Here is a 24,713-nt window from a genome sequence, read left to right on the forward strand (position 1 = left end):
CACCACCCTCAAGCCGAAGTGGGAGTGGAACCACAACCCCGACACCACCCGATACACCGTCAACAACGGACTCACCCTGCGGACCGCCACCGTCACCGGCGACCTCTACGCCGCCCGCAACACCCTCACCCACCGCATCCAGGGCCCCACCTCCACCGCCACCATCACCCTCGACCACAACCAGATGCGCGACGGCGACCGCGCCGGCCTCGCCATGCTCCGCGACTCCTCCGCCTGGATCGGCCTCAAACGCGACAACGGCGCCACCCGCCTCGTCATGGTCGACGGCCTCACCATGGACGCCAACTGGAACACCACCGGCACCGGCACCGAACGCGCCACCGCACCCCTCACCGGCACCCGGATCTGGCTGCGCGCCACCGCCGACATCCGCCCCGGCACCGGCCGCCAGGCCCGCTTCTCCTACAGCACCAACGGCACCACCTACACCACCCTCGGCCCCGCCTTCACCCTCAACAACGCCTGGCAGTTCTTCATGGGCTACCGCTACGCCATCTTCAATCACGCCACCCAGGCACTCGGCGGCGCCGTCACCGTCACCCGCTTCGAACTGACGGCCGAGTCCACGACCACTCCCACGGCTGTCATCAGCCTCCGTTCCCGGGCCAACAACCAGTTCGTCTGCGCCGACAACGGTGGCGCCGACCCGCTCATCGCCAACCGCGCCAGCGCCGGCGTCTGGGAACGGTTCGACCTGATCGACCTCGGCGGAGGCGCCGTGGCGCTGCGCGCACAGGCCAACGGTCAGTACGTCTGTGCTGAGGATGGCGGGAACGCGCCGCTCATCGCCAACCGCACGAGTATCGGCGTCTGGGAGACCTTCCAGCGTGTGAACAACTCCGACGGCAGCATCAGCCTGCGCTCACTGTCGAACGACCAGTACGTCACGGCAGAGAACGGCGGAGCCTCCCCCCTGATCGCCGCCCGCACGACGATCGGGCTGTGGGAGTCGTTCGACCTGATCACCGTCTGACCCGAATCCGAACCGTGGGCCAGGGCTGCTCGCGGCACAAGTCCGAACCATGGCAAGGGCATCACGAGGCGCCGGTCGTGCGCACCGACGTCCTCCCTGTCCGACGGCACCCCGTCCCACTCAGACAGGGGCACCATGTATACGGGACTCTTGCGACATCTGCCACACCTGGTGACGGCACTGGCCGTCGCGCTGACCTTGTTCTCCGCGACACCGGTTCAGTCCGTGGCCCAGGCGGCGCCCGGACAAGACTCAGTACAGCTCAGTGTGGTGTGCGAGGGTGCTTACCCGCCGGCAGGTTGCTGCGACGGGTGGTCATCACCGTGTTCGTGTGGCGATCAGCAGGGCGTAGCCGAGCGTTCCGTCGGCGATGGCGGCGCGGGCCGCGGCCAGGACCTGGGTGGCGGCGTTCAGGTCGATCCCGGCCTCGGTGAGGCGTTGTGCGGCGGTCATGCGCAGGAGGTTCAGCCGGGCTTCGACCTGGTCGATCAGGTGGGTCATGGCCTGGTCGTGCCGCTCGGTGCGCACCGTGCGCAGTCCGGCGGCGGCCAGGATCTCGGTGTACTCCTCCAAGGGGCGGGCGTCGGCGACGCAGGCGATCCGCGCGGACAGGCCGGTCAGCGCGGGCGGGAGCCGGTCGGGGAGGGCGGTGACGTCGGTGATGCCGAGGCGGCCTCCGGGGTTCAGGACGCGGGCGAACTCGGCGGCGGCGCGCGTCTTGTCGGGGAAGGTGCACAGAGCACACTCGCACACCACCGCGTCGAACACGGCGTCCGGAAAGGGCAGGTGCTCGGCGTCGCCGGTGGTGAATACCGCTCGTTCGGCGAGGCCCGCGGCCCGGGCGGCGTCGCGGGCGAGGGCGCTGTTGGCCGGGGCGTAGTCCACGCCGTCGACGCGCACGTCGTAGGTGTCGACGAGGAGCAGGGCTGTGGTGCCGCGGCCGGATGCCACGTCGAGCACGCGCCGCCCCTTGGCCAGGTGCAGGCCGTCCGCGAGGCGCCGGGTCAGCGCCGTTCCGCCGGGATGATAGGAGTCCCCCAGCAGGAGCGCGACCGCGTCCGAGGAGTAGGCGGCGGCGCAGCAGGCCTTGAGGTCGTCGGAGGGCGGGTCGGGCCTTGGCGGGTGCCGTTCGGTCATCGCGGTTCCTCCTCGACGGCTTCGACGGCGGGCCCGGTGTGGGCGGTGCGTGAGCCGTACGGGGTGCTGGTGAGCCGGTCGGCCAGCGGCAGCGCGTTCGGTGCGACGGGGGAGACGCGGACGCCGGACATCGCCTCGCGGACTTGTTCGCGGTAGCCGACGGAGTTGTAGGCGCAGAACGGGATCAGCCGCCCGTCCGGTGTGATCTCCTCCACGCAGCACTTCATCAGCTGCTTGACGTTGAGGGTGTACGGGTCCTGGAAGTCCTGCACGACGATCATGAACGCCTTGTCGTTCAGGTCCCGCACCGCCGTCGGGAGGTCGATGCCGCAGGCGTCCGCGCAGTCCAGCGCCTCGGTCGTGGTCCGCAGCCGCTCCCCGGTCGTCTCCGTCCCCATGAAAGCGGAGGCCGACCACAGCTGAACCAGCGCCTCCCGGATCCCGGCGTCGGGCAGGACGCGGTTGGTGACGTAGTCGAGGTGGTCAGCCACGTCCAGCAGCCGCGGGATGGGGACGATGGTGCGGTTGCCCGGTTCGCCGTCCACCAGAAGGTAGGTGACGGAGCGGCAGGTCGGAAAGCAGCACGGCACGGGGAAGAAGTCGCCCCTCCGGAACCAGTCCGGCCGCTGCTCGGTGAGGAGCCGGATCACGTCGGGGTTGGTGAGCCGGTTCAGCGGGTCGAACGGCACGTGCCGGCCGGAGTGCGTGACCGGCTGGAAGGCCACCGAGCGGACGGCCGGGTGGTCGATGCCGTACTCGACGATCGCCCCGAGCTCGTGCTCGTTGAGTCCGCGCTCGACGGCCGCGACGAGGGTGACGGTCAGGCCCTGCTCGGCGCAGTTGTCGAGGGCACGCCGCTTGACCGTGCGCAGGTCACGGCCGCGGATCTCGCGGTGGGTGCGTTCGTCGAAGCCGTCGAACTGCAGATAGATGTTCACCGACCGGCCCGGCACGCGGTTGCGCTTGCCGAGCTCGGAGACGAGGTTCCGGTCGGTGGCCAGGCGGATGCCGTTGGTGTTGAGGGTGACGCTCCTGATCGGGCGGCCCTGCGCGAGGTCGATGAAGTCGAGGATGTGCTTGTGGAGGGTGGGCTCGCCGCCGGAGAACATCACCACCTCCGCCTCCCCCTCGCTGGCGACGAAGGCGTCGAGCATCCGCTCACACTGCTCGTGGGTGAGGGAGTAGCCGTCCGGCTGATGGCCGGAGTCGGCGAAGCAGATCGGGCAGTCCAGGTTGCAGCCGGTGTTGACCTCGATGATCCCCAGGCAGGCGTGCTGCTTGTGCTCGGGGCACAGCCCGCAGTCCGACGGGCAGCCGTCGCGTACCTCTGTCTGGAAGGCCAGTGGGATCGTGCCGGGCTTGTTGAAGCGGGCCGAGGACAGGTACTCCTCGGCGTCCCCGTACACATGCGCCTCGAACTCGCCGTGCTCGCGGCAGCGTTTCCGCAGGAATACCCGGTTCTCCCGGATGTTGACCTGGGCGTCGACCGGGGTCTTGCACAGCGGGCAGATCGACCTGGTGAACTCCACGAACACCTCGCTCCGGTCCGCCTTGCGCCTCGGTGAGGGCTGGGTCATCAGCTGACTCCTCTGGTAGGGGAGACGGTTGCCATCGGTCACCGGACCCCGAGGTCCGGGGGGGCGCTGGCTAGGGTGGCCAGGCCAGGCGCCCCGGGAACGGCGGCCGGGGAGGTGGCGGCCGTGTGGAGCGCGAGCTGGAGCGCCATGTGCGTGACGCTAACGGCGCCGGGGCGGCGGGAACGGTAAGCGCGCAGCGCCCGGTCGCGTGTTCACCGGCGCGGGGCGGCTCGGCGCTCGGCCTCGTCCCGTACCGAGGCGAGCGAGGCGGCGACCGTGGCCTCCCAGCGGGCGGCCACCGCCGTGCCCCACCACTGCCCGACCCGCCACAGGTCGGTGCCCAACTCGCCTCCGTACGCCAGCCGCGTCCCCGCCGCGGCCTCCGTCAGGACGAAGGACTCGATGACGTACGGCACGGGGCCGCGCACCAGCCGGAAGTCGATCCGCTCCGGCCGGGTGAAGCGCACCGTCTCCACCGTCACCGCTGCCAGCCGCCCACCGGCGACGGGTGTGCGGTGCTCGGCCAGCACCAGATCGCTGCCACGCTCCAGCACCCGCACCTTCCCTTCCATCGCCCGCGGCGTGCGGCCCAGATACGGCTCGGCCACCACGTCGAACACCGTCTCCCGGGAAGCGGCGATGTCGACGGCCCGCGGACCCAGCGGCCGGGTCCTGCGGCCCCAGCCGACATCGACCGGGACAGCCCCGGTCACCAGTCCCAGGTAGGCGGCGGCCAGCATGCCGCCCACCCCGGCAGCCCACACCGCGCCCCGCACACTCCGCGCGGCGCTCACCGGCTCGCCCGCCCCGCGACGTTCTCGACCACGACGCCGTTCCGGAGTGCGACGTGATTCCGGACCGTCCGCGCCAGCGGGGCGGGAGGCGGGTAGTACCGGGCGACGTCCGGGTTGATTCGCCCGGCAACGCTCACCGTGTCATGGCGGGCGGGCCCCTGCCAGGGGCACGGCGGTCTGGTCCGGCTCTTGGCGAAGCGTTCAGAGTCCATGCCGCGACGCTAGAGCGCTCATCGCTGGCCCGACGCAGAACGCGCCTACGTGCCGCTGTCCGTGTCGTCAGCCGCGGCTCGCAGGGCTGCCGAAGCTGGGCGACCTCGGAAAGACCGGCCAGGCCATGCGGAGTGCGGTAGACCCGGCACGCCACCGACGGCGAGGAGCCGGGCGAGGGGTCCCGGCACGGCGAACGGGTCGCGGTCGTCGAACAGGATCGTCGGGGAGCCGGTGAAGCCCGACCGCTCGGCCTCGGCCTGATCCCCGATCACCCTGGTGGTGAAGGACTCGCCCGACAGCCCAGCGCAGCCCAACGCCTGCCGCAGCCGCTCTTCGGCGAGCCGCTGCGGGGAACATCCCGGCACCACGAGAACTTCGATCTTCATATCCCCGGGATCACGCGGCGGGACAGCCTCTCAGACCGCCCAGTTGGTCGTGTGGAGACGCACCGCCCCGTCCGGATCCTCCTTGACGAGCGTTGGTAGTGGTTCGGTGACGTTCCACTCGATCACCGGGATGCCGTGGGTGCGGTAGTGCTGTCGCCTTTGAGCTTTCGTTCTCGGTAGGAGCCCAGGCTGGTCAAGCCGTATACCTCGATGTGGATGAGACCCGATGGGTCGTCGGTGAGGACGAAGTCGGGGAAGACAGCGTCGGTGGCGTCGAAGCGGAGCGGCTTGACGAAGCTGCGGTGAGCGGCGGTCAGGGCGTTGGCCATGTGGATCTCATGGGAGGAGTCTGCCGGCACATAAGTGCTGGTGGTGAGCATGGCGGCCAGGTTCTCGACGAGGAGGTAGCCCTTAGTACTCCAGTTGCAGTTCGCTATTCCCACTGGTCAGAGGCGAGTATCTGAGTGTACTCAACTGAGGGTGTGTCAGGATTGCTGAGTTCGTGACCTCGGGTGCGGCGGTACCGTTGTGCTGGTCATGCAAGATGATGCGCGGCCTGAGATGTGGTCGGCGGAGTTGGAAGAGTTGCTGGTGCGGGTGGGCACCGGTTCGGGCGGATGGACCTCCGCCGGCGGATGCGGGCCTACGTGCACGGCCTGCTGGGGCCGGTGGCCCGGAAGAACGGCTGGCAGTTGGCCGAGTACCCGGGCCACGGCACTCCGTCGGGGTTACAGCACTTACTCAGCCGCGCCTGTTGGAACCCCGATGAGTTAGGCGATGACCTGCGGGGATACGTCGCCGAGAAGCTCGGGGACCCGGCAGGCGTCCTGATCACCGACGACACCGGGTTCCTCAAGAAGGGCGTCACGTCGGCCGGTGTCCAGCGGCAGTACCCCGGCACCGCCGGCCGCACCGAGAACTGCCAGATAGGCGTCTTCGCCGCCTACGCCACGCCCAGGGGGCGGGCACTGGTGGACCGGGAACTGTATCTGCCCAAGTCCTGGACCTCCGACCGGGATCGGTGCCGGGCTGCGAAGATCCCCGACGAGCGGGAGTTCGCCACCAAGGGTGATCTGGCCAAGCCATGGTCGCGCGGGCCCTGGCCTCGCCGCTGCCGATCGCCTGGGTGACCGCGGACTCGGCCTACGGCCAGGAGTGGCGCTTCCGCCGGATGCTGGAGGAAACGGGAGTCGGCTACGTGCTGGCCGTGCCGAAGTCCCAGCAGGTCCACGCCATCGGCCGCATCGACTTCGCCATCGCTCAAGCGCCCGAGGACGCCTGGGAACGCCTCTCTTGCGGCGATGGCGCCAAGGGGCCGCGCGTCTACGACTGGGCCGCCGCGAGGCTGCCTCCCATCGCCGACTTCGACGGCGAGCAGCCCACCCATGAGCGGTGGGTGCTGGCTCGCCGTAGCATCGCGCGCCCGGACGAGATCGCCTACTACCTCGCCTACACGCCCGCCGGCACCACGGTCTCGGAAATGGTAGGCGTCGCCGGGACCCGCTGGGCGATCGAGGAAGCCTTCCAAGCCGCGAAGAACGAGTGCGGCCTGGACCAGTACGAAGTCCGCCGCTACACCGGCTGGTACCGGCACAGCACCCTGGCCATGCTCGCCGACGCCTTCCTCGCGGCTCAGGCCGCCCAGAGCGGCATAAAGGGGGCCGCGGAAACGGTTCCGCCTCCCTCGCACCACTCACCGTGGCGGAGATCCGGCGACTGCTGGCAGCTGAGCACCCGCCACTGACCCGCCGGCACAGCGGCCACGCCATGGGCTGGTCACGATGGCGACGACAACACCAGGCCATCGCCCGCCGCTGCCACTACCACCGCCGCACTCGATGTGACAAACTCAGCGGCACTGACGGCCCATCAGTTGAGTACACTCAGAAACACACCTCTGACCAGCGGGAATAGCGAACTGCGACTGGAGTACTAGGGCCGCGGCGCACGAGCAGGAGCACGATGCGCCGGCCATTGCCGACGGTGGCCGCGGCTGAGAAAGCCGAACGGTAGGAGCTCTCGCCCGTTGGACCAGGGCGGTGGTGCGAACAGTGGGGTGGCTAGGTGTCGAAGCCGCAGCCGGATTCCGTGTCGGGAGGTGGTCGTGTCCCTGAGTTCTGCGAGGAGAAGGCCTCGGCGTTCGATGCCGTGGCCGCTGTGGAGGCCGGAGCGGAAGTTGGTGAAGTCCTGACTGTTGGCCTCGGCGCGTGCGGGACGGTACGGCGGGACCACGTAGCGGGTCGTGGCGAGGACCTGGCCGTTGACCTCCAGTCGGCGGCCAGCCGCCGGAGGCGGGTGTGGCAGGTCGACCAGCTTCAACGCCAGGACGGGCGCCACTGGTTGAGCTGGGGCTCCTCCCACAGATAGTGGAGAAGGCCCAGCAGCCCGATGCTTCCCCGGGCCGACGACCGGTCCTCGCGCGGTGAATCGCCGATGGCTTGGCGGCGCTTCTTCTTCGATACGCGGGCACCGCGTCGGATCGTGTGGGCCCCATGGGCAAGGTCGGCGTCCGTCAACAGGAGGCGCGCGACGTCGGCCGCGGTGGCACGGATTACGACGATGGCGACGACGAGTCGGTCCATCGTTCCGTGTAAACAGTCCAGGGCACCGGTGAGGCGGTCGGGGGGAAGGCACTCGCATGGCCACCCCAGCCGACACACTCCCCTCCGTTCGCCCGTGCAGGCAGGTAGAGGCAGATCCGTGAGCGCCCCACCCAACATCGGTCATTCTCAGTCACGGTATTGCGACTCTCCGCGATGGACGCCTATCGTCGTCTCCCAGTTCTGATGCCCTCAGCAGGGAAATGAGGCACGTGGGACGCATCGTCATCCGGGGTGGGTTGGTGGTCACGGCCGCCGACGAGGTCGAGGCGGATGTGCTGGTGGAGGACGAGAAGGTCGTCGCGCTCGCCGCCGCCGGCAGCGATGAGGCCGAGGGCTGGACCGCAGACCGGGTCGTGGACGCGAGCGGGAAGTACGTCATCCCCGGCGGGGTGGACGCGCACACGCACATGGAGATGCCCTTCGGCGGTACCCACGCGTCCGACACGTTCGAGACGGGGACCGTGGCCGCCGCCTGGGGTGGGACGACCACGGTGGTGGACTTCGCCGTGCAGGCGCGGGGGCGGGCGTTGCGGGAGGGGCTCGACGGCTGGTTGGGCAGGGCCGCGGGCGCGTGCGCCGTGGACTACGGGTTCCACGTGATCGTCTCGGACGTGACCGACGCGTCGCTCGGGGAGCTGGACCGGCTGGTGGACGAGGGCGTCACCTCGTTCAAGCTGTTCATGGCCTATCCCGGGGTCTTCCACAGCGACGACGGGCGGATCCTGCGGGCCATGCAACGCGCCGCCGGCAACGGTGGGTTGGTCATGGTGCACGCCGAGAACGGGATCGCGATCGACGTGCTGGTGGAGCAGGCGCTGGCGGCCGGGCGTACGGAGCCGCGGTACCACGGGGAGGTGCGGCGGGCGCTGTTGGAGTCGGAGGCGACGCACCGGGCGATCCAGTTGGCACGGGTGGCGGGGGACGCTCCGCTGTACGTGGTGCACGTGTCGGCGCGGGAGGCGGTGGCCGAGTTGGCGCGGGCGCGGGACGAGGGGCTGCCGGTGTTCGGGGAGACCTGCCCGCACTACCTGTTCCTGTCCGCCGACAGGCTCGCCGAGCCGGGCTTCGAGGGGGCCAAGTACGTGTGCAGCACGCCGCTTCGGCCGCGCGAGCACCAGGCGGCGCTGTGGCGGGCCTTGCGCACCGACGACCTGCAGGTGGTCTCGACGGACCACTGTCCGTTCTGCTTCGCCGGGCAGAAGGAGTTGGGGCGGGGGGACTTCTCGCGGATTCCCAACGGCATCCCGGGCGTCGAGCACCGGATGGACCTGCTGCACCAGGCCGTGGTGGAAGGACGCGTCTCGCGGCGCCGGTGGATCGAGCTGGCCTGCGCGGCGCCGGCCCGGATGTTCGGGCTCTACGGGCGCAAGGGCACGATCGCGCCCGGCTCGGACGCCGACATCGTGGTGTACGACCCGGCCGCGGAGCAGACGATCTCCGCCACCACGCACCACATGAACGTCGACTACTCCGCCTACGAGGGCCTGCGGGTCACCGGCCGGGTCGAGACCGTGCTCTCGCGCGGCCGGTTCGTGATCGACGGGCGCCGGTTCACGGGCCGGGCGGGACACGGCGTCTTTCTGCCGCGCGGGACCTGCCAGTACGTGGGCTGAGGAAGAGGGGAGGAAGCGGATGGAGTTCGGGCTCGTGCTGCAGACCGATCCGCCGGCCGCCGACGTGGTGGCGCTGATGTGCCGGGCCGAGCGGGCCGGCTTCCGGTACGGGTGGACGTTCGACTCGGCCGTGCTGTGGCAGGAGCCGTTCGTCATCCACAGCCAGATCCTGGCCAGGACGGAACGGCTGATCGTCGGCCCGATGGTCACCAACCCCCGTACCCGCGCCTGGGAGGTCACGGCATCGACCTTCGCCACGCTCAACGAGATGTTCGGCGACCGCACCGTCTGCGGGATCGGCCGCGGGGACTCGGCGCAGCGGGTGGCGGGTCGCAGGCCCGACAGCCTGGCCAGGCTGGGGGACGCGATCGACGCCATCCGCGACCTGGCAGAGGGCCGGCAGGCCGTGGTGGACGGCACCCCGCTGCGCCTGGCGTGGGCACGTGGCGGCCGGCTGCCGGTGTGGATGGCGGCCTACGGGCCGAAGGCGCTGGCGCTCGCCGGGCAACGGGCCGACGGCTTCATCCTGCAGCTGGCCGACGTCGACCTGACGGCGTGGATGGTGCGCGCGGTGCGGGCGGCGGCGGCCGCGGCGGGCCGGGACCCGGCCGCGATCGCCGTCTGCGTCGCGGCGCCGGCGTACGTGACGGCGGACGCCTCCCCCGCCGCGCTGGCCCACGCCCGGGAGCAGTGCCGCTGGTTCGGCGGCATGGTGGGCAACCACGTGGCGGACCTGGTCGCCCGCTACGGCACGGATCCGGCGTCGGTGCCCGCGGAGTTGGCCGGCTATGTGGCGGGGCGGCGCGGCTACGACTACGCGCACCACGGCCGCGCCGGCAACCCGGACGCCGCCTTCGTGCCGGACGAGATCGTGGACCGGTTCTGCCTGGTCGGCCCGGCCGAGGCGCACGTGGCCAAGCTGCGGCGGCTGCGGGAGGCAGGCGCCGACCAGTTCGCGCTCTACGCGATGCACGACGCGCGGGCGGCGGTCGTCGACGCGTACGGCGAGCACGTCATCCCGGCGTTCGACTAACCGCCTCGGCGGTTCCGTCAGCCGGTGGGCACGGTGTCGGTCTGGCCGGTGGCGGCCACCACGAACTGCTGGGCCGGCCCCTCGGCGCAGGGCGTCTCCACGACCTCGGCGCCGGCCGTCTCCTCGTCGTCGAGGATGCCGAGGCACTCGTCGGAACCGTCTGGACCGTTGGTCCTGACACGGTAGGTGTCGGGGGCGCCGGCCACCGGCTCGAAGCGGAAGAGCTGTTCCGGGATGTCCTCCCCGACGCAGTCGTCGCGCGGCTCGAGCAGACCGGTGCCCGAGCCGGTGCGCATCACGGTCAGGCAGCCGCGGCCCTCCTCGGGGTGGTGCCACTCGATGTAGTGGAAACCGTCCCAGGCCGGCCGGAGCGCGACGCGCGGCACCTCGATCTCGGCGCACGGCTGCTGGGTGGCCACGGCCGACCCGTAGCGGCCGGTACGCTCGCGCCCCTCGGTCACGCACAGCTCGGGGGTCCTTGCCGGTCTGATCTCGTACCAGCCGACGTCGAAGGCGGCGGCGGGCCCGTCATCGGCCGGCTCGTCGCCCGGCCACAACGCCCAGGCGCCGGCGCCGAGCAGCAGCGCGAGCACCGCGACGAGGACGGCCAGCCGGCCGCGCGTGACGCGCCGCGCCGGCTTCCGCGGTGGCTCGGGTGCCGGCGTGGCGGCGGGCTCGGTGGCAGGCTCGGTCGTGGAGCGCGTGACGACGGGCTCGGCGGCGAGTCGTTCCCGCGCCTCGAGCCAGGCCACGGTCTCGGCCGGCCCCGCGCCGCAGGCGCGGACGAAGGCCCCGAGCACGTCGGGGCGCGGCAGCGCGTCCTTCCGCAGGCCGTCGGCGATGGTGCTGCGGGCCAGCACCTCGCCACGGGCGGCGGCGCGCTCCTCCAACTGCCGGTAGGAGAGCCCGGACCGGCGCTTGAGCTCGCGCATCCGCGCGACGAACTCGGCCGGGTCCCGCGCGGACCCCGGCCCCGCTTCTTCTGGCATGCCCTCATCCTCACCGTGGGCGGGCCGGAGATCAATCCACGTTCTCGCCATCCGTCCGGCGTCCCACGGCCGCGGCCGGACACCCCGTCGACCTGCCCGGACATCGGCCGGACTGTCCCGGACGGTTGGTCGCTTGCCGGACCGGGACCCGGCACCGCACGCTCGTATCACCGGACGACGGCCAGCCGGCCGGGCAGCCGGCCGGGGCCCGGCGGGGGGAGCGCGACACGGGGAGGAACGTGCGCGGCCGGGACCCGGCACACCACGGACGGCCGGAGCGGGACATGGGGGGCTGGCCGTCAGCACCATCGAGCGGTCCGGGGCGCGCCTGGGGGCGCCCCGGACCGTTCGAGAACCGTTCACATCACGGTCGAACTCCTTCCATAACCTGCCGGACATGATCCAAGGTGAAATCTCGCGCCGCGCCGTGCTGGGCGGACTGCTGGGCGCGACGGCGGGGATCGCCGTCCCCGGAACGGCGTTCGCCGAGCCCGCCGCGCGCCGTCGGCCGCGGGTGCTCGTCGCCACCAACGAGCCCTGGGGCACGTACCACGTGAGGCCGCTGCTCGCCGAGGCCGCCCGCCGCGGCTGGCGCCTGACCCAGCTGGTGCCCGACTACGCCGGGGTCACCCCGGGCGAACCCGTCCCCGTGGCCACGCCGTCGGACGCGCCGCGCGCCGACCTGCTGGTGGTCACCGGGGCCGGCGACTGGCCGGCGGACTGCGCGGCCCGGTTCCGGCACCTGCCGCTCGCCGCCTCCGCGCTGGCCTACCAGCGGCCGGTCGAGGCGCCGCGGGCCCGTGAACTGCGCCCGCGCCTCCGGCTGGTCACCGCCTCCTCGGCCGCCGAGGGGCGGGCGTTCGCGAGCTACCTCGGCACCCACCGGCGGGTGCGGGTGGTCGGCTCCCCGCAGACCGACAACCTGCCGACGCGGCGCCCCGAGCCCGGCCTGGTGCTCGTCCTCACCAGCGTGACCCACCCGGACGCCACCGGCGAGGCCGCCCCCGGCACCGAGTTGCTGCTGGCGAGCGCGGAGCGACTGGCCGCCGCCGGCCGGCGGATCCTGGTCGGGCTGCACCCGCGCGAGGACCGCTCGCTGTGGGACCGCTACGAGATCAGCTCCGACCCCTCGGTGATCGCCTCGGCCCGGGCCGAGGCGGCGATCGGCATCCCGGGCACGGTCTTCCCGCTCGTCGCCGCCGTCGGCACGCCGCTCGTCGGCTGCACCGATCCCGAACTGAGCGTGCCCGGCTACCTGTTGTCCGTCTGCTCGAGCACCATCGACATTCCGGATGCCGCGCCGGAGGCGATCGCCTCGGCGCACCTCCCCGACCCGGCCACGCTGGCCGACGCGGTCGGCCCGATCGGCGGCTCGACGGCCCGCCTGCTCTCCGCCTGGGCGGACGCGTTCAGGGGCGCGCCGGTGCGCTGACCCGCCCCCTGAACCGGCGCGAGCGCCCCGCTCCCCCGAACCACACCCGTGCGGCGCACGATCAGCTTGACGCGATACCCCTAGGGGGTATCTACTGTACTCCGTCGAGACGTCCACCGGACCCGAACTCCAAGGAGGCACCCCATGACCGCACCCACCGCGCAGACCCTCTCCACCTACACCGTCAGCGGCATGACCTGCGGACACTGCGTCAGCTCGGTCAGCGCCGAGGTAGGCAAGGTCCCCGGCGTCACCGGCGTCGAGGTGGCGCTGGAGACCGGCCTGGTGATCGTCACCAGCGACGGTCCCGTGGACGGCGCGGCCGTCACCGCCGCCGTCGCCGAGGCCGGCTACGAGGTGGTCGCCGGACCCGAGGGCGAGGCGCCGGCCGCCGGCTGCTGCGGCAGCGGCGGCTGCCACTGACCGCTCACCACCGACCACGGATCACGGGCGCCCGGGACCACCGGGCGCCCCCGCCCCCGACCCCCAAGGACGGCACACGATGAGGACCATCACCAAGGTCGGCGCCTTCGGAGCCGGCCTCACCCTGACCTTCGGCGTCGCCTTCGGCATCGGCAACGCCGTCGGCCCGGTCGACACCGAACCCACCACCGCGCACGACGATCCGGGGCACGACGACCCGGCGCACGGTGACACACCGGACGAGACGGCCGAGGCACCGGCGGCGCCGGCGGCCGAACAGCCGGGCGGCCTCCAGATATCGGAGCGCGGCTACACCCTCGTCCCGCCCAGCGAGCCACTCCGCGCCGGCGAACCCACCGACTTCCGGTTCCGGATCCTCGGCCCGGACGGCGAGCCGTTGACCGACTACGAGACCAGCCACGAGAAGGACCTGCACCTGATCGTCGTACGCCGCGACCTCTCCGGCTTCCAGCACGTGCACCCGGTACTCGGCGCCGACGGCGTCTGGAGCGTGCCGCTGACCTTCGAGACCGCCGGCGACCACCGCGTCTTCGCCGACTTCACCCCGGCCGGCGACCCGGACGGCTCCCTCACCCTCGGCGCCGACCTCGCGGTCACCGGCGACTACACGCCCCGCGCGCTTCCCGAGCCGGTGCGCACCGCGACCGTCGACGGATACACGGTCACCATGGCGGGCGACCTGACGGCCGGTGCCGACAGCGAACTCACGCTCTCCGTGAGCCGCGACGGCGAGCCGGTCACCGACCTGGAGCCCTACCTCGGCGCCTACGGCCACCTGGTCGCGCTGCGCGCCGGCGACCTGGCCTACCTGCACGTCCACCCGGAGGGCGCCCCGGGCGACGGCGAGACGCCGGCCGGGCCCGAGATCGCCTTCTCCACCACCGCGCCGAGCGCCGGCGACTACCGGCTCTATCTGGACTTCAAGCATGAGGGCGAGGTCCACACCGCCGAGTTCACGGCCACGGCGGGGGCCGGTGACGGCACCCGCGAGGAGCCAGGCGGCGGCCACGGCGGCCACTGACGCCGCGGCCGCCGGCGGCTCAGCAGCCGACGCGGGTGGTGCCCACGGCGACATCGTCGTACCAGAGGGTGTCCGCGCCCTCTCCGTAGCTCTCCCAACCGAAGCGGAGATCGACCGGGTCCGGCCGCCAGGTCCGGTTGAGCCACTGCGCGTCGATGTCGTGCGTCGGGACGCCGCCCACGGTGAGGCCGGTGACGGCGGTGCCGTCGAGCCAGGTGTCGAGCAGCCCGCGGCCGGGGTCGATCCGGTACTCGACACAGGACCACTGGCCGACGCGGCGCGCTCCGCGCCACCCCGGCCGGGCTCTGCGCCGGCAGCGTGGCGTCGTCCGACTCGCGGTTCCACCGCTGGGCCGCGTTCTGTCCTCCCATCCGCAGGTCGCGCGCGTCGTCGGCGGCGTCCTCCATCGCGAGGAAGGTCACGTGCTGGGTGGGCAGCGCGGTGCTGTGCCGGACCAGAAGCGCACGTACAGGCCGGCGTCGGTGGCCACGTCGGCCAGGCTGGTGCGGACGAAGACGTGGTTGCATTAGCCGGTTCCGCCGTTGACCCGGATGGAGCGGCTGCCGGTGTGGGCGACGGTGGCGTCCACCACGGCGGTGCCGGTGCCCGAGCAGTCGGGGAAGGTGACGGCCCAGCGGCCGGACGGCTGACCGCCGGTCTGGGACTCGAAGTCCTCGCAGCAGCCGTCGGCGGCGCAGGCGGCGGACGCCGGCCCCGACGTCGTGGTGGTGGCCGCGGCGGGGGCGCCGACCGCCGTCAGGACCAGGGCGACGACGGCGGGAAGCGCACGGGAAGAGCTCATCCGTCCTCCAGCTGAGGTGTGAGATCGGCGGTGGCTCACGTACCTTGAGAGCGCTCCCAAGACAATCCCTCGACGGCAGCCTCAGCGCGTCAGGCCGTCCAGCAGGGCGGGCAGCGCCTCGCCGATGGGCTCGCGGATCACCTCGCTCGCTACGTCGTCGTAGGGCGTCGGCTCGGCGTTGACGATGATCAGCCGGGCACCGTGCTCGGCGGCCAGGCCGGCCAGGGAGGCGGCGGGCTGCACCCGGAGGCTGCTGCCCACCGCGATGAACACGTCGCTCGCGCGGGTGATCTCCACCGCCTGGGCCAGCACCTCGGGGTTTAGGTGCTGGCCGAACATCACGGTGGCCGTCTTGAGGATCCCTCCGCACTCCCGGCAGGCCGGGTCGGGCTCCCCCGCCGCGACCCGGTCCAGCGCCTCCTCGGTGGCGCTCCTGGCGCCACACGCCGTGCACAACACCGAGCGCGCGGAGCCGTGGAGTTCGAGCACCTTGCGGTCCGGCAACCCGGCCGCCTGGTGCAGGCCGTCGACGTTCTGGGTGATCACCCGCACCGGCACGCCCGCCCCGTCGAGCTCCACGATCGCCTGGTGGGCCCGGTTCGGGCGGGCGGTGAGGGCGGCGCTGTCCCGGCGCATCAGCCAGGAGCGGCGCCGGATGTCCGGGTCGTTCATGTAGTAGTCGTAGGTCACCAGCTTCTCGGCCTCTGGATCGCGCCGCCACAGGCCGGCCGGCCCCCGGTAGTCCGGGATCCCCGAGTCGGTGGAGATCCCCGCGCCGCTCAGGATCGCGACCAGGGGGCGCTTGTCGCCCTCGTCACTGCTCATATGAAGAGCGTATGCGGGGCCGGGCGGACGGTTGCTCGCGCCGGAACGCCGGCGGGCGGCGTACGTCGACGTGGTGTCGGTGTACGCCGCCCATGGGACGGGTCGTCATGGGGGGTTACCTCGGGTCGCGGCTGAAGACCGAAGTGGACCAGAGGTAGCCGAGGGTGGTGAGTGCGACGCACCAGGCGATGGCGAGCCAGGCGTTGTGCCCGATCTCGGTGCCGAGGAGAAGGCCGCGGAGGGTCTCGATGGCGGGGGTGAAGGGCTGGTACTCGGCGATGGGTTGGAACCAGCCCGGCATCGCGTCGACCGGGACGAAGGTGCTTGAGATGAGGGGCAGGAAGATCAGCGGCATGGCGTTGTTGCTGGCGGCTTCGGCGTTGGGGCTGACCAGGCCCATACCGACGGCGATCCAGGTGAGCGCGGTGGCGAAGAGCGCGAGCAGCCCAAGGGCCGCCAGCCACTCCAGGGCGGTGGCTTCGGTGGTCCTGAAGCCGATGGCGAGGGCGACGGCGCCGACGAGGATGACGCTCATGACGCACTGCAGGACGCTGCCGACGACGTGCCCGACGAGCACCGAGGGCCGGTGGATGGCCATGGTGCGGAAGCGGGCGACGATCCCCTCGGTCATGTCGGTGGAGACGGAGACCGCGGTGCCGATGGTGGTGCTGCCGATGGTCATCAGGAGGAGGCCGGGGACGAGGTAGGCGATGTAGTCGGAGCGGTCGCCGCCGCCGATGCCCGCGCTCATGGCGTCGCCGAAGATGTAGACGAACAGCAACAGCAGCATGACCGGGGTGAGCAGCAGGTTCAGGGTGAGGGAGGGGTAGCGCCGGGCGTGCAGGAGGTTGCGGCGCAGCATCGTGTGGGAGTCGCGCACGGCGAGGGTGAGGGCGCTCATCGGACGGCCTCCTCGGGCTGGTTGGGGATGGTCCGGTTGGGGATGGCGGTGTCGCCGGTGAGGGCGAAGAAGACGTCGTCGAGGTCGGGGGTGTGGACGGTCAGTTCGTCGGCCTCGATGCCGGCGGCGTCCAGGTGTCCGAGGATGGAGCGCAGTGCGCGCTGGCTGCCGTCGCTGGGGAGTTGAAGCGCCAGTGCCTCGTCGTCGCGGGCGGCCTCGCGCAGCGCCGCGGCGGCGGACTGGTACGCGGCGGGGTCGGTGAAGCGCAGGCGGACGTGTCCGCCGGGGATGAGGCGCTTGAGCTCCTCTGCGGTGCCCTCGGCGGCGATCCTTCCGTCGTTCAGCACCGCGATGCGGTGGGCGAGTTCGTCGGCCTCCTCCAGGTACTGGGTGGTGAGGAAGACGGTGACGCCGCTGGAGACCAGCTCTCGGATGATGCCCCACATGCTGTGGCGGGAGCGTGGGTCAAGGCCGGTGGTGGGCTCGTCGAGGAAGATGACGCGGGGGCTGCCGACCAGGGTCATCGCGATGTCCAGGCGGCGCTTCATACCGCCGGAGTAGGTGGAGGCCGGCTTCTTCGCCGCCTCCACCAGGTCGAAGCGCTCCAGCAGTTCGGCCGCGACCCGGCGTCCCTCGCGCTTGGAGAGGTGGTGCAGGTCCGCCATCAGGAGCATGTTCTCCTCGCCGGTGATCAGGCCGTCGACGGCGGAGAACTGCCCCGTGACACCGATCGCCGCACGCACCGCCTGGGGGTTGGCCGCGAGGTCGTGGCCGCCGACGTGGATCTCGCCGGCGTCGGCGGTGATGAGGGTGGAGAGAATCTTGACGGCGGTGGTCTTGCCGGCGCCGTTCGGGCCGAGCAGGGAGAAGATCGTTCCTTCGGGGACGGCCAGGTCGACACCGTCCAGGACGGTCTGGTCGCCGTAGGACTTGCGCAGTCCGTTCGCCGCGATGGCCGGGTTCGTCATCAGGAGTGGTCCTTTTCGGAGTTCTCAGAGGCTGCGGGCGGTGATGTCGCCGTGGGAGGTGGTCGCGCGGATGTCGAGTTCGGCGACGCCGTCGTTCCTGAGCGCGTTGTGGACGCGGCCGTAGCCGGTGCTGGCGTCCAGGGCGGCCGAGACCCCGCCGGCCGCGGCGACCGTGATGTCGCCCGTCTGGGTGGTCAACACGACCGCGCCGCGCATCGCCTCGGCGATCTGGATGTCGCCCTTCTGGGTGCTGATCTGCGCGGCGCCGCCGAGCCGGCCGACCTCGACGTCGCTGTCCATCGCGGTCAGCCGCACACTCGCGGCCTCGTCGATCTTGACCGCGCCCTGCGCGCCCTCGAAGACGACCTCGCCCAGGCGTCCCACGCCCCGGAACCCGGCGCAGGACAAGGTCGCCTCGACCCGCGAGCCGGCGGGCAGCTTGACCGTGACCTCGATCGACCCGGACGGGCCGAAGTACTGGTTCCTCGCCGCCGGGGCGTCGATCCGCAGGACACCGTCGGTGTACTCGACCGTGGTCTGATCCGCGGCTTTCACGTCCCGGCCCTTGGCGGCGTTCACGGGCAGGACCTCGACGGTGGTCTGGGCCCGGTCGGCGGCGATGAACCGGATGCGCCCGGCGGGGACGTCCAGGACGGCGGAGATCGGGGCGGGGGTGTCGAACGTGTGCATCGTGGGCTCCTCTTGCGCCTGCCGTTTCCAACACCAGAAAAGCTACGTTGCGTTCAGAAATCTGGCAACGTTCTTGTTGCGAACGTTCCGCATACAAGCAGGTGAATGCCCTGAATTCGTTGCAACGACCCTGGAGGCAACGCAACAATCCGGCGGGCGCCCGTTGCAATGAATGAAGAGTGAACGCTATGCTGCGGGTATCGAGGGAGCACGGAGGAGATCGCGATGCCCGGAGGCAGGCTCACCCAGCAGGAACGCCAGCAGATCGCGCTGGGCCTGGCCGACGGCCTCGCCTACGCGGAGATCGCCAGACGTCTCAACCGTCCCACCTCCACGATCACCCGCGAGGTGATGCGCAACGGCGGCCCCACCACCTACCGCGCCGACCTGGCCCACCGCGCCACCGAACGCCGCGCCCACCGACGCAGGCAGGCCACACCCCGAGGACCACGAACCCCCCGGCACGACCACGGGCGCGACCCCGAGGCCGTGGCCGAGTACGAGGAGACCTTCGCCACCCTCTTCATGCAACAGGGCCTGTCCAAGATGACCGCCCGGGTGCTTGCCGCCCTCTACACCACCGACGCGGGCAGCCTCACCGCGTCCGAACTCGCCGGCCGGCTGCAGGTCAGTCCGGCGTCCGTCTCCAAGGCCATCACGTTCCTCGAAGGCCTGGACCTCATCCGCAGGGAGCGCGACCAGCGCCGCCGTGAGCGCTACGTCGTCGACAACGAGCTCTGGTACCAGTCGACGATCGTCGCCGCCCGATCCCAGACCCAGCTCGCCGAGGTCGCGCGGCAGGGCGTCGCCATCCTCGGCCCCGACACCCCGGCAGCCGTCCGCCTCGAAAACGTCGCCCGCTTCGTCGACTTCATCGGCGAAAGCATCACCCGTGCCGCGGAACAGGCCCGCGACATCCTCTACGCACACCCCCCGACGCCCCCGGACCGCGCCTGAACGGCCGGGGCGCCGTGCGCTCGGCGGGCGCGCGAAACCCTCGTTTCACCGGTAGTACGAAAAGCGTATGCTCCGCCGCATGTTCACCACGCGTCCCACGTTGCAGGGCACCTTCGGCATGGTCTCCAGCACCCACTGGCTCGCCTCGCAGTCGGCCATGGCCGTGCTCGAGCGGGGCGGCAACGCCTTCGACGCGGCGGTGACCGCCGGCTTCGTGCTCCATGTCGTGGAGCCGCACCTCAACGGTCCTGCGGGGGACGTGCCGATCATCCTGGCGCCGGCCGGCGGCGAGGTGCGGGTGCTGTGCGGGCAGGGCCCGGCGCCGGCCGCCGCGACCATCGCGCACTACCGGGGGCTCGGCCTCGACCTCGTGCCGGGCACGGGGCCGCTGGCCGCCGTGGTGCCCGGCGCGTTCGACGCCTGGCTGACGCTGCTGCGCGACCACGGCACCTTCGAGCTGGCCGAGGTTCTGGCGTACGCCATCGGCTACGCGGAGCACGGCCATCCGGCGGTTGAGCGGATCGGGGCCGCGGTGGAGAGCGTGCGCGAGCTCTTCGAGACGGAATGGACGTCGTCGGCCGAGATCTACCTGCCCGGAGGGCGCTCGCCGGCGCCCGGCGCGCTGTTGCGCAATCCGGCGCTCGCGGCAACCTGGCGCCGGGTGGTGCGGGAGGCGGGCGCGGCGACCGGGAGCCGGGAGGCCAGGATCGACGCGGCCCGGCAGGTCTGGCGTGAAGGCTTCATCGGCGAGGCGATCGCGGCGCACGCGGCCGCCCCGGCCATGGACTCCTCGGGCGGGCGACACGCCGGGGTGCTGACCGGCGACGACCTGGCGAACTGGTCGGCCGGCTACGAGGATCCGGTGCGCTACGAGTGGCGTGGCTGGACGGTGTGCAAGGCCGGGCCATGGAGCCAGGGTCCGGTGCTGCCGCAGCAACTCGCCCTGCTGGACGACGGGATCGACACCGACGCGTACGGGACGCCCGAGTATCTGCACACCCTCATCGAGGGGAGCAAGCTTGCCATGGCGGACCGGGAGGCGTGGTACGGCGACGCCGCGCCGGTGCCGCTGACCGAGCTGCTGTCGCCCGAGTACAACGCGGAGCGGCGGGCGTTGGTCGGCGCGAGCGCCTCCCACGAGCTGCGGCCCGGCGGCCCGGGCGGGCGGACCCCCAGGATGAGCGCGCTTGCCGGGCGGCCGGCCGAGCACCTGCCCCAGGCGCCGGGCGCGATCTCCGGGGTCGGGGAGCCGACGGTGGCGCGGACCGGGGAGACCAGGGGCGACACCTGCCACGTGGACGTGGTGGACCGCTGGGGCAACATGGTCAGCGCCACGCCGAGCGGCGGCTGGCTGCAGTCGAGCCCGGTGATCCCCGGCCTCGGCTTCCCACTCGGCACCCGGCTCCAGATGACCTGGCTGGAGGAGGGGCTGCCGTCCTCCCTCACGCCGGGGCGCCGGCCGCGCACCACGCTCAGCCCCTCGCTCGCGCTGCGCGGCGGGGAGCCGGTGCTGGCGTTCGGCACGCCGGGCGGCGACCAGCAGGACCAGTGGCAGCTGCACTTCTTCCTCGCCGCGGCGCTACGCCCGGCGGTGCGCGGCGGCCTCGACCTCCAGGGCGCCATCGACGCGCCCAACTGGCACCAGGACAGCTTCCCCAGCTCGTTCTACCCGCGCGGCACCCAGCCGGGGAGCGTCACTGTGGAGGGCGGGTTCGGCGAGGGGACGGTGGCCGAACTGCGGCGCCGCGGGCACCTGGTGACGGTGGCCGAGCCGTGGTCGGTCGGGCGGTTGTGCGCGGTGGCCCGCGACCCGGAGAGCGGGACGTTGTCCGCGGCGGCCAACCCGAGGGGGATGCAAGGTTACGCCGTCGGTCGTTGATCGATCGGCGTCGCTGGCGCGTTCGACACCGATTCGACAGTGGGTGAAGACCGAAAAGAGAAGGTCGAAAACTCCCTGTAGCCGTACGGAAACAGAAGTCGTAACATAGCTTGGCTTCAGTTACCGGCATGGCAGGTGTCCCCATGGCTCAGGAACTGACCGCTCGGCTTGCCGAGTTCACGGCGGCACTGCGGAGGGTCACGGACACTCTCGATCCGGAGTCCGGCTGGTTCGCCGCCTTCGCGCGGCGCAGCGGGCCCGAGTTGACGGAGTGGTTGGCGGGGCGCGCGCTGCCGCCGTGGGACGCGGTGGCGGACCTGCTCCAGGACCTGGCCTCCCGGCACGGCGCGGAGGCGGCGGAGAGCGCGGCCCGGCAGCTGCGCGCCGGTTACGAGGCCGCAGCCAGGGCGCAGGACGCGTTGCCCGGTGCCCAGGAGTCGTTGACCGGGCGGCTGGCGAACCTGGATCGCTCGGAGCGTCGACTTCGCGCCGAGCAGCGCAAGTTGGTGGTGGCCGAGGACGACGCCAGGCGGGCCGGGCAGGTCAGGGAGACCGAGCGGCTCGCCGCGCTGCGGATGTGGGCGCAGGACGATGAGGAGCGGGTGGTCGCGCGCCGCGCCGAGTTGCGGGCGCGGCTCGCGGCGCTGATGGATCGGCGGGCGGCCGAGGCCCGGCCGCCCGAGCCGGCGCCGTCCCGCAAGCCGGCGCGCAAGGCGCGGGGCGCGCGGTTCGCCGGCATCGACGATGCGCCCCCTCCCCCGGCGCGGCCGCCACAGGTGCCCCGGCAGGCCGCCGCGCCGCCGGGGGCGGCCGCGCCACCCCTCAGCGGTTCGCGGTTCGCCGGCGCGCTGCGGGAGACGAGGCAGGAGGCACGCCCGGAGTCGCCGCGGGAGCGCCAGGGTCGGCTCCTGGCCGAGGAGCAGCGGGCCGCGCTCGACGCCGTGGAGCGGTTGCGGAAGCTGCGGGCCGACGGCCAGAGCGGCGCCGCGCACGTGCTGCTGACCGAGGCGGCCGGCGGCCCGGCCGCCCGGTTGCCCATGCTGCTCGCCGAGTTGGAGCGGGCCGGGATGTCGTCCGACGCGGCGACGCTGCTGTGGGAGGCCGCCTCGCTGCCGCCCGGGCCGCTGGCCGCGGTGGCCGAGGCGCTGGCCGGCTCCGGCCGGCACCGCGACTGCGAGCAGCTGCTGCGCCAGGGCGCGGCCCGCCCGGCACCGGAGGCCGGAACGATCGCCGCCGAGCTGTTCAGGACCGGCCGGGCGGACGAGGCGGTGACCCTGCTGACGGCGCTGGTGCGGGCCAGGACGGCGGAGGAGGCGGCGCGGGCCGCGACGCAGGATCCCCGGGTGGTGGCGCCGCTGCTGCTCGACGCGGCGCGCCAGGTCTCGCCGAGCCACCACTACGCGATCACCAGCGAGCTGCGCCGCGCCGGAGTCACATAAGCCCAGGTGACGGCCGTGCCGGGGCGCGTGCTTAGCTGAGGTCATGATTGACGAGCAGCTGGTGGCAAGGGTGGAGAAGGCCGTGCGGGCGGCCGCCGACGAGGAGGTGATGCCGCGCTGGCGCCGGCTCGCCGCGCACGAGGTGTCCGAGAAGGCCGGGCCGCACGACCTGGTGACGGTCGCCGACCAGGCCGCCGAGCGTCGGCTCACCGAGGAACTGGTGCGGCTGTTGCCCGGCTCCGTGGTGGTGGGCGAGGAGGCAGTGCACGAGGACCCCGCGGTCTACCGCGCGCTGGGCGGCGACGCCCCGGTGTGGATCGTCGATCCGATCGACGGCACCCGGCAGTTCGTGCGCGGCGAGCCCGGCTTCTGCGTCCTGGTGGCCCTGGTGCGGCGGGGCCGGACGCTGGCCTCCTGGACCTACGCGCCGGCGCGCGAGCAGCTGGCGTACGCCCGCCGGGGCGCCGGCGCGACGCTCAACGGCCGTCCGCTGCGGTCCGGGGCCCCGCGCCGGGGCAAGGTTCTCGAAGTCGCGGCCTCACACCCCGACTTCACCACGGACGAGCAGAAGCGCGCCCTGTCAGGTCTGTGGGCGGACGGCGTGGCGCCGCGCGCCTGCGGCTCGGCCGGCCTCGAGTACCTGGCGATCGCGCGCGGCCTGCTGGACGCGGTGGCGTTCTCCTGGGAGCTGGCCTGGGACCACGCGGCGGGCCAGCTGCTGGTCTCCGAGGCCGGCGGCGCCCATCTGACACTCGCCGACCGGCCGTTCGACATCACCGGCGGCAACGCGCTGCCGTTCACCGCGGCCCGGGACGAGGCCACGGCCCGGCGCGTCCTCGCCCTCCTCACCGGCTCGGCGTCGGGCGGTGCCGCGTAGCGGCGGCCAGCCGAGCGGCGCCCCGGGGCGGGCGCGTATCCTCGGTCCCCCCCCGTGTTCGGCCGCGCATCCATGGGCATCGGCTTGCCGGCGTTCTCCCGGATGCCGCTCGAACGGTACGGCCTTCGCTGGCCGCACGCCGAACTACCGCTCGCCCACCCCTTCCCCGACGGCACCGCGGCCGTGCTGGCGCGCTCCGTCTGCGAGACGGCGGACTCGCCCGGGCCGGGACGCGCCTACCGGCGTCTGGTCGCGGGGCGGGACGTCTGTGGAATCAAGCGCCGGCGCCGGGCGCGACACTCCGGCGCTTGATGCGACGGGATACCGCATATGGGTGATGTGGACGATCAAAGCCGCAGACCTGGGCATTACCCATGCGCACCAAGCGCTCGTGTCCAGCGATAGCCGGCCCGGGCGTCGTGTCCCGTAGCGGGCGGTTCCTCGATCGGCCGCCCATGGAAGAGTAGGGAGTACCCATGCGTCGCCTTCTCACCGCAGTAGCGTTCGTGTTCGCGACCGCCACCGCTCTGCCCGCGGTCACCGCGACATCAGCACACGCCGACTTCGACGCCTGCGTGAGTCACCTCGCCGAGAACGGCTACGACAGCCCAGAAGCCGTCGCAGCATGTGAAACAGGCGCCGAGGGCAATCTCGAGCTATGCATTCAGGCTGCCTATGAAGCGGGCGTCGACCCGTATATCGCTCTGGAGGCGTGCGTCCTCGCCCACCTCCCCGTGGAGTGAATCCCACGGCACCGGAGTGCCGTACTTCCTAGAAGCTCGTAACGGCGCCCCCGCTGGCCAGTTCGGCTCGCGGGCCGCGGCCTGCGCGGGTCTGCGATGACAGGGGCCCCGGCACCGGCTCATGGGCGTCGGGGCCCCTGTCCCTTGCCTCTGCTCGGCGGCCCTCATGCGGTTACCTCCCTTTGGACATTGACGGGGGAGCTGGCCTGGGACCACGCGGCGGGCCAGCTGCTGGTCTCCGAGGCCGGCGGCGCCCATCTGACACTCGCCGACCGGCCGTTCGACATCACCGGCGGCAACGCGCTGCCGTTCACCGCGGCCCGGGACGAGGCCACGGCCCGGCGCGTCCTCGCCCTCCTCACCGGCTCGGCGTCGGGCGGTGCCGCGTAGCGGCGG

General features: G+C 72.3%; 23 protein-coding genes and 5 pseudogenes. 14 read left to right on the forward strand and 14 right to left on the reverse strand.

The annotated features are described in order from the left end of the window. A pseudogene (locus E1265_RS38975) lies at window positions 1-994 on the forward strand (hypothetical protein); the annotation flags it as partial. A 318-nt stretch (window positions 995-1,312) separates the two neighbouring features. Here the strand turns inward: E1265_RS38975 and E1265_RS13700 are convergent. From E1265_RS13700 to E1265_RS13725, 5 genes are all read right to left on the reverse strand, one after another. After that, the gene (locus tag E1265_RS13700) at window positions 1,313-2,131 is read right to left on the reverse strand and encodes a methyltransferase domain-containing protein (RefSeq protein WP_132930578.1); all 819 of its coding nucleotides are present in this window, start codon (window positions 2,129-2,131) and stop codon (window positions 1,313-1,315) included. After that, entirely contained in the window at window positions 2,128-3,708 is a 1,581-nt protein-coding gene (locus E1265_RS13705; protein ID WP_132930579.1) for a radical SAM protein, read from the reverse strand. The genes E1265_RS13700 and E1265_RS13705 overlap by 4 nt, the downstream gene beginning before the upstream one ends. 212 nt (window positions 3,709-3,920) lie before the next feature. Further along, window positions 3,921-4,502, reverse strand: coding sequence for an SRPBCC family protein (locus E1265_RS13710; protein ID WP_243740762.1), 582 nt, complete (start codon window positions 4,500-4,502; stop codon window positions 3,921-3,923). 257 nt (window positions 4,503-4,759) lie between these two features. Further along, on the reverse strand, window positions 4,760-5,101 hold the full coding sequence (locus E1265_RS13720) for a hypothetical protein (RefSeq protein ID WP_207931064.1): 342 nt from the start codon (window positions 5,099-5,101) through the stop codon (window positions 4,760-4,762). 122 nt (window positions 5,102-5,223) lie between these two features. Then, window positions 5,224-5,544: a DUF1173 family protein gene (locus E1265_RS13725; RefSeq protein WP_132930581.1), complete on the reverse strand. Its 321-nt coding sequence runs from the start codon at window positions 5,542-5,544 to the stop codon at window positions 5,224-5,226. A 94-nt stretch (window positions 5,545-5,638) separates the two neighbouring features. Between E1265_RS13725 and E1265_RS13730 the strand changes: the two are divergent. Next, window positions 5,639-6,845 (forward strand): annotated as a pseudogene (locus tag E1265_RS13730) (IS701 family transposase). A 571-nt stretch (window positions 6,846-7,416) separates the two neighbouring features. Here the strand turns inward: E1265_RS13730 and E1265_RS13740 are convergent. Next, entirely contained in the window at window positions 7,417-7,683 is a 267-nt protein-coding gene (locus E1265_RS13740) for a DUF1173 family protein (RefSeq protein ID WP_165953744.1), read from the reverse strand. Between the two features lie 221 nt (window positions 7,684-7,904). Between E1265_RS13740 and hydA the strand changes: the two genes are divergently transcribed. Beyond that, window positions 7,905-9,317, forward strand: a complete 1,413-nt coding sequence (gene hydA, locus E1265_RS13745; RefSeq protein ID WP_132930584.1) for a dihydropyrimidinase — start codon at window positions 7,905-7,907, stop codon at window positions 9,315-9,317. Between the two features lie 19 nt (window positions 9,318-9,336). Continuing rightward, window positions 9,337-10,350 carry a TIGR03842 family LLM class F420-dependent oxidoreductase gene (locus E1265_RS13750; RefSeq protein ID WP_132930585.1) on the forward strand — a complete coding sequence of 338 codons (1,014 nt, stop codon included), beginning with the start codon at window positions 9,337-9,339 and terminating at the stop codon, window positions 10,348-10,350. Between the two features lie 17 nt (window positions 10,351-10,367). On the opposite strand, the gene E1265_RS13755 is transcribed toward E1265_RS13750, so the two are convergent. Continuing rightward, window positions 10,368-11,339, reverse strand: a complete 972-nt coding sequence (locus tag E1265_RS13755; protein ID WP_132930586.1) for a helix-turn-helix transcriptional regulator — start codon at window positions 11,337-11,339, stop codon at window positions 10,368-10,370. Window positions 11,340-11,736: 397 nt separating this feature from the next. On the opposite strand from E1265_RS13755, the gene E1265_RS13760 reads away from it, so the two are divergent. The 3 genes from E1265_RS13760 to E1265_RS13770 all read left to right on the forward strand — a co-directional run bounded on the left by E1265_RS13760 (window position 11,737) and on the right by E1265_RS13770 (window position 14,236). After that, the gene (locus E1265_RS13760; protein ID WP_243740763.1) at window positions 11,737-12,771 is read left to right on the forward strand and encodes a hypothetical protein; all 1,035 of its coding nucleotides are present in this window, start codon (window positions 11,737-11,739) and stop codon (window positions 12,769-12,771) included. Between the two features lie 144 nt (window positions 12,772-12,915). Continuing rightward, a complete protein-coding gene (locus tag E1265_RS13765; protein ID WP_132930587.1) occupies window positions 12,916-13,194 on the forward strand; it encodes a cation transporter in 279 nt (92 codons plus the stop codon). A gap of 79 nt (window positions 13,195-13,273) precedes the next feature. After that, the gene (locus tag E1265_RS13770) at window positions 13,274-14,236 is read left to right on the forward strand and encodes a hypothetical protein (RefSeq protein ID WP_132930588.1); all 963 of its coding nucleotides are present in this window, start codon (window positions 13,274-13,276) and stop codon (window positions 14,234-14,236) included. 19 nt (window positions 14,237-14,255) lie between these two features. On the opposite strand, the pseudogene E1265_RS38000 reads toward E1265_RS13770, so the two are convergent. The 7 genes and pseudogenes from E1265_RS38000 to E1265_RS13795 all read right to left on the reverse strand — a co-directional run. Next, window positions 14,256-14,498 (reverse strand): annotated as a pseudogene (locus E1265_RS38000) (hydrolase); the annotation flags it as partial. A 76-nt stretch (window positions 14,499-14,574) separates the two neighbouring features. Beyond that, window positions 14,575-14,763: pseudogene (locus E1265_RS40675) on the reverse strand (hypothetical protein); the annotation flags it as partial. Continuing rightward, on the reverse strand, window positions 14,763-15,038 hold the full coding sequence (locus E1265_RS38980) for a hypothetical protein (protein WP_243740764.1): 276 nt from the start codon (window positions 15,036-15,038) through the stop codon (window positions 14,763-14,765). The gene E1265_RS38980 and the pseudogene E1265_RS40675, both read right to left, overlap by 1 nt. An 81-nt stretch (window positions 15,039-15,119) precedes the next feature. Continuing rightward, window positions 15,120-15,863 carry a Sir2 family NAD-dependent protein deacetylase gene (locus E1265_RS13780; protein ID WP_132930589.1) on the reverse strand — a complete coding sequence of 248 codons (744 nt, stop codon included), beginning with the start codon at window positions 15,861-15,863 and terminating at the stop codon, window positions 15,120-15,122. Window positions 15,864-15,978: 115 nt separating this feature from the next. Next, window positions 15,979-16,764 (reverse strand): ABC transporter permease, encoded by a 786-nt coding sequence (locus E1265_RS13785; RefSeq protein ID WP_132930590.1) that lies wholly within the window; start codon window positions 16,762-16,764, stop codon window positions 15,979-15,981. Continuing rightward, the gene (locus E1265_RS13790; RefSeq protein WP_132930591.1) at window positions 16,761-17,732 is read right to left on the reverse strand and encodes an ATP-binding cassette domain-containing protein; all 972 of its coding nucleotides are present in this window, start codon (window positions 17,730-17,732) and stop codon (window positions 16,761-16,763) included. The genes E1265_RS13785 and E1265_RS13790 overlap by 4 nt, the downstream gene beginning before the upstream one ends. 24 nt (window positions 17,733-17,756) lie before the next feature. Beyond that, window positions 17,757-18,422 (reverse strand): DUF4097 family beta strand repeat-containing protein, encoded by a 666-nt coding sequence (locus E1265_RS13795; RefSeq protein ID WP_132930592.1) that lies wholly within the window; start codon window positions 18,420-18,422, stop codon window positions 17,757-17,759. 225 nt (window positions 18,423-18,647) lie between these two features. Between E1265_RS13795 and E1265_RS13800 the strand changes: the two genes are divergently transcribed. From E1265_RS13800 to E1265_RS13830, 7 genes and pseudogenes are all read left to right on the forward strand, one after another. Next, window positions 18,648-19,379, forward strand: coding sequence for a helix-turn-helix domain-containing protein (locus E1265_RS13800; RefSeq protein WP_132930593.1), 732 nt, complete (start codon window positions 18,648-18,650; stop codon window positions 19,377-19,379). Between the two features lie 79 nt (window positions 19,380-19,458). Continuing rightward, a complete protein-coding gene (locus tag E1265_RS13805) occupies window positions 19,459-21,258 on the forward strand; it encodes a gamma-glutamyltransferase (protein WP_132930594.1) in 1,800 nt (599 codons plus the stop codon). A 143-nt stretch (window positions 21,259-21,401) separates the two neighbouring features. Further along, a complete protein-coding gene (locus E1265_RS13810; protein ID WP_132930595.1) occupies window positions 21,402-22,697 on the forward strand; it encodes a hypothetical protein in 1,296 nt (431 codons plus the stop codon). A 43-nt stretch (window positions 22,698-22,740) separates the two neighbouring features. Next, window positions 22,741-23,574, forward strand: a complete 834-nt coding sequence (locus E1265_RS13815) for an inositol monophosphatase family protein (protein ID WP_132930596.1) — start codon at window positions 22,741-22,743, stop codon at window positions 23,572-23,574. 72 nt (window positions 23,575-23,646) lie between these two features. Continuing rightward, window positions 23,647-23,886, forward strand: coding sequence for a hypothetical protein (locus E1265_RS13820; protein WP_347877197.1), 240 nt, complete (start codon window positions 23,647-23,649; stop codon window positions 23,884-23,886). A 164-nt stretch (window positions 23,887-24,050) separates the two neighbouring features. Next, window positions 24,051-24,317, forward strand: coding sequence for a hypothetical protein (locus E1265_RS13825; protein WP_132930597.1), 267 nt, complete (start codon window positions 24,051-24,053; stop codon window positions 24,315-24,317). Window positions 24,318-24,509: 192 nt separating this feature from the next. Continuing rightward, a pseudogene (locus E1265_RS13830) lies at window positions 24,510-24,707 on the forward strand (inositol monophosphatase family protein); the annotation flags it as partial. Window positions 24,708-24,713 lie beyond the last annotated feature (6 nt).

Source organism: Streptomyces sp. 8K308 (genome assembly GCF_004348315.1).
Lineage (GTDB): Bacteria > Actinomycetota > Actinomycetes > Streptomycetales > Streptomycetaceae > Streptomyces.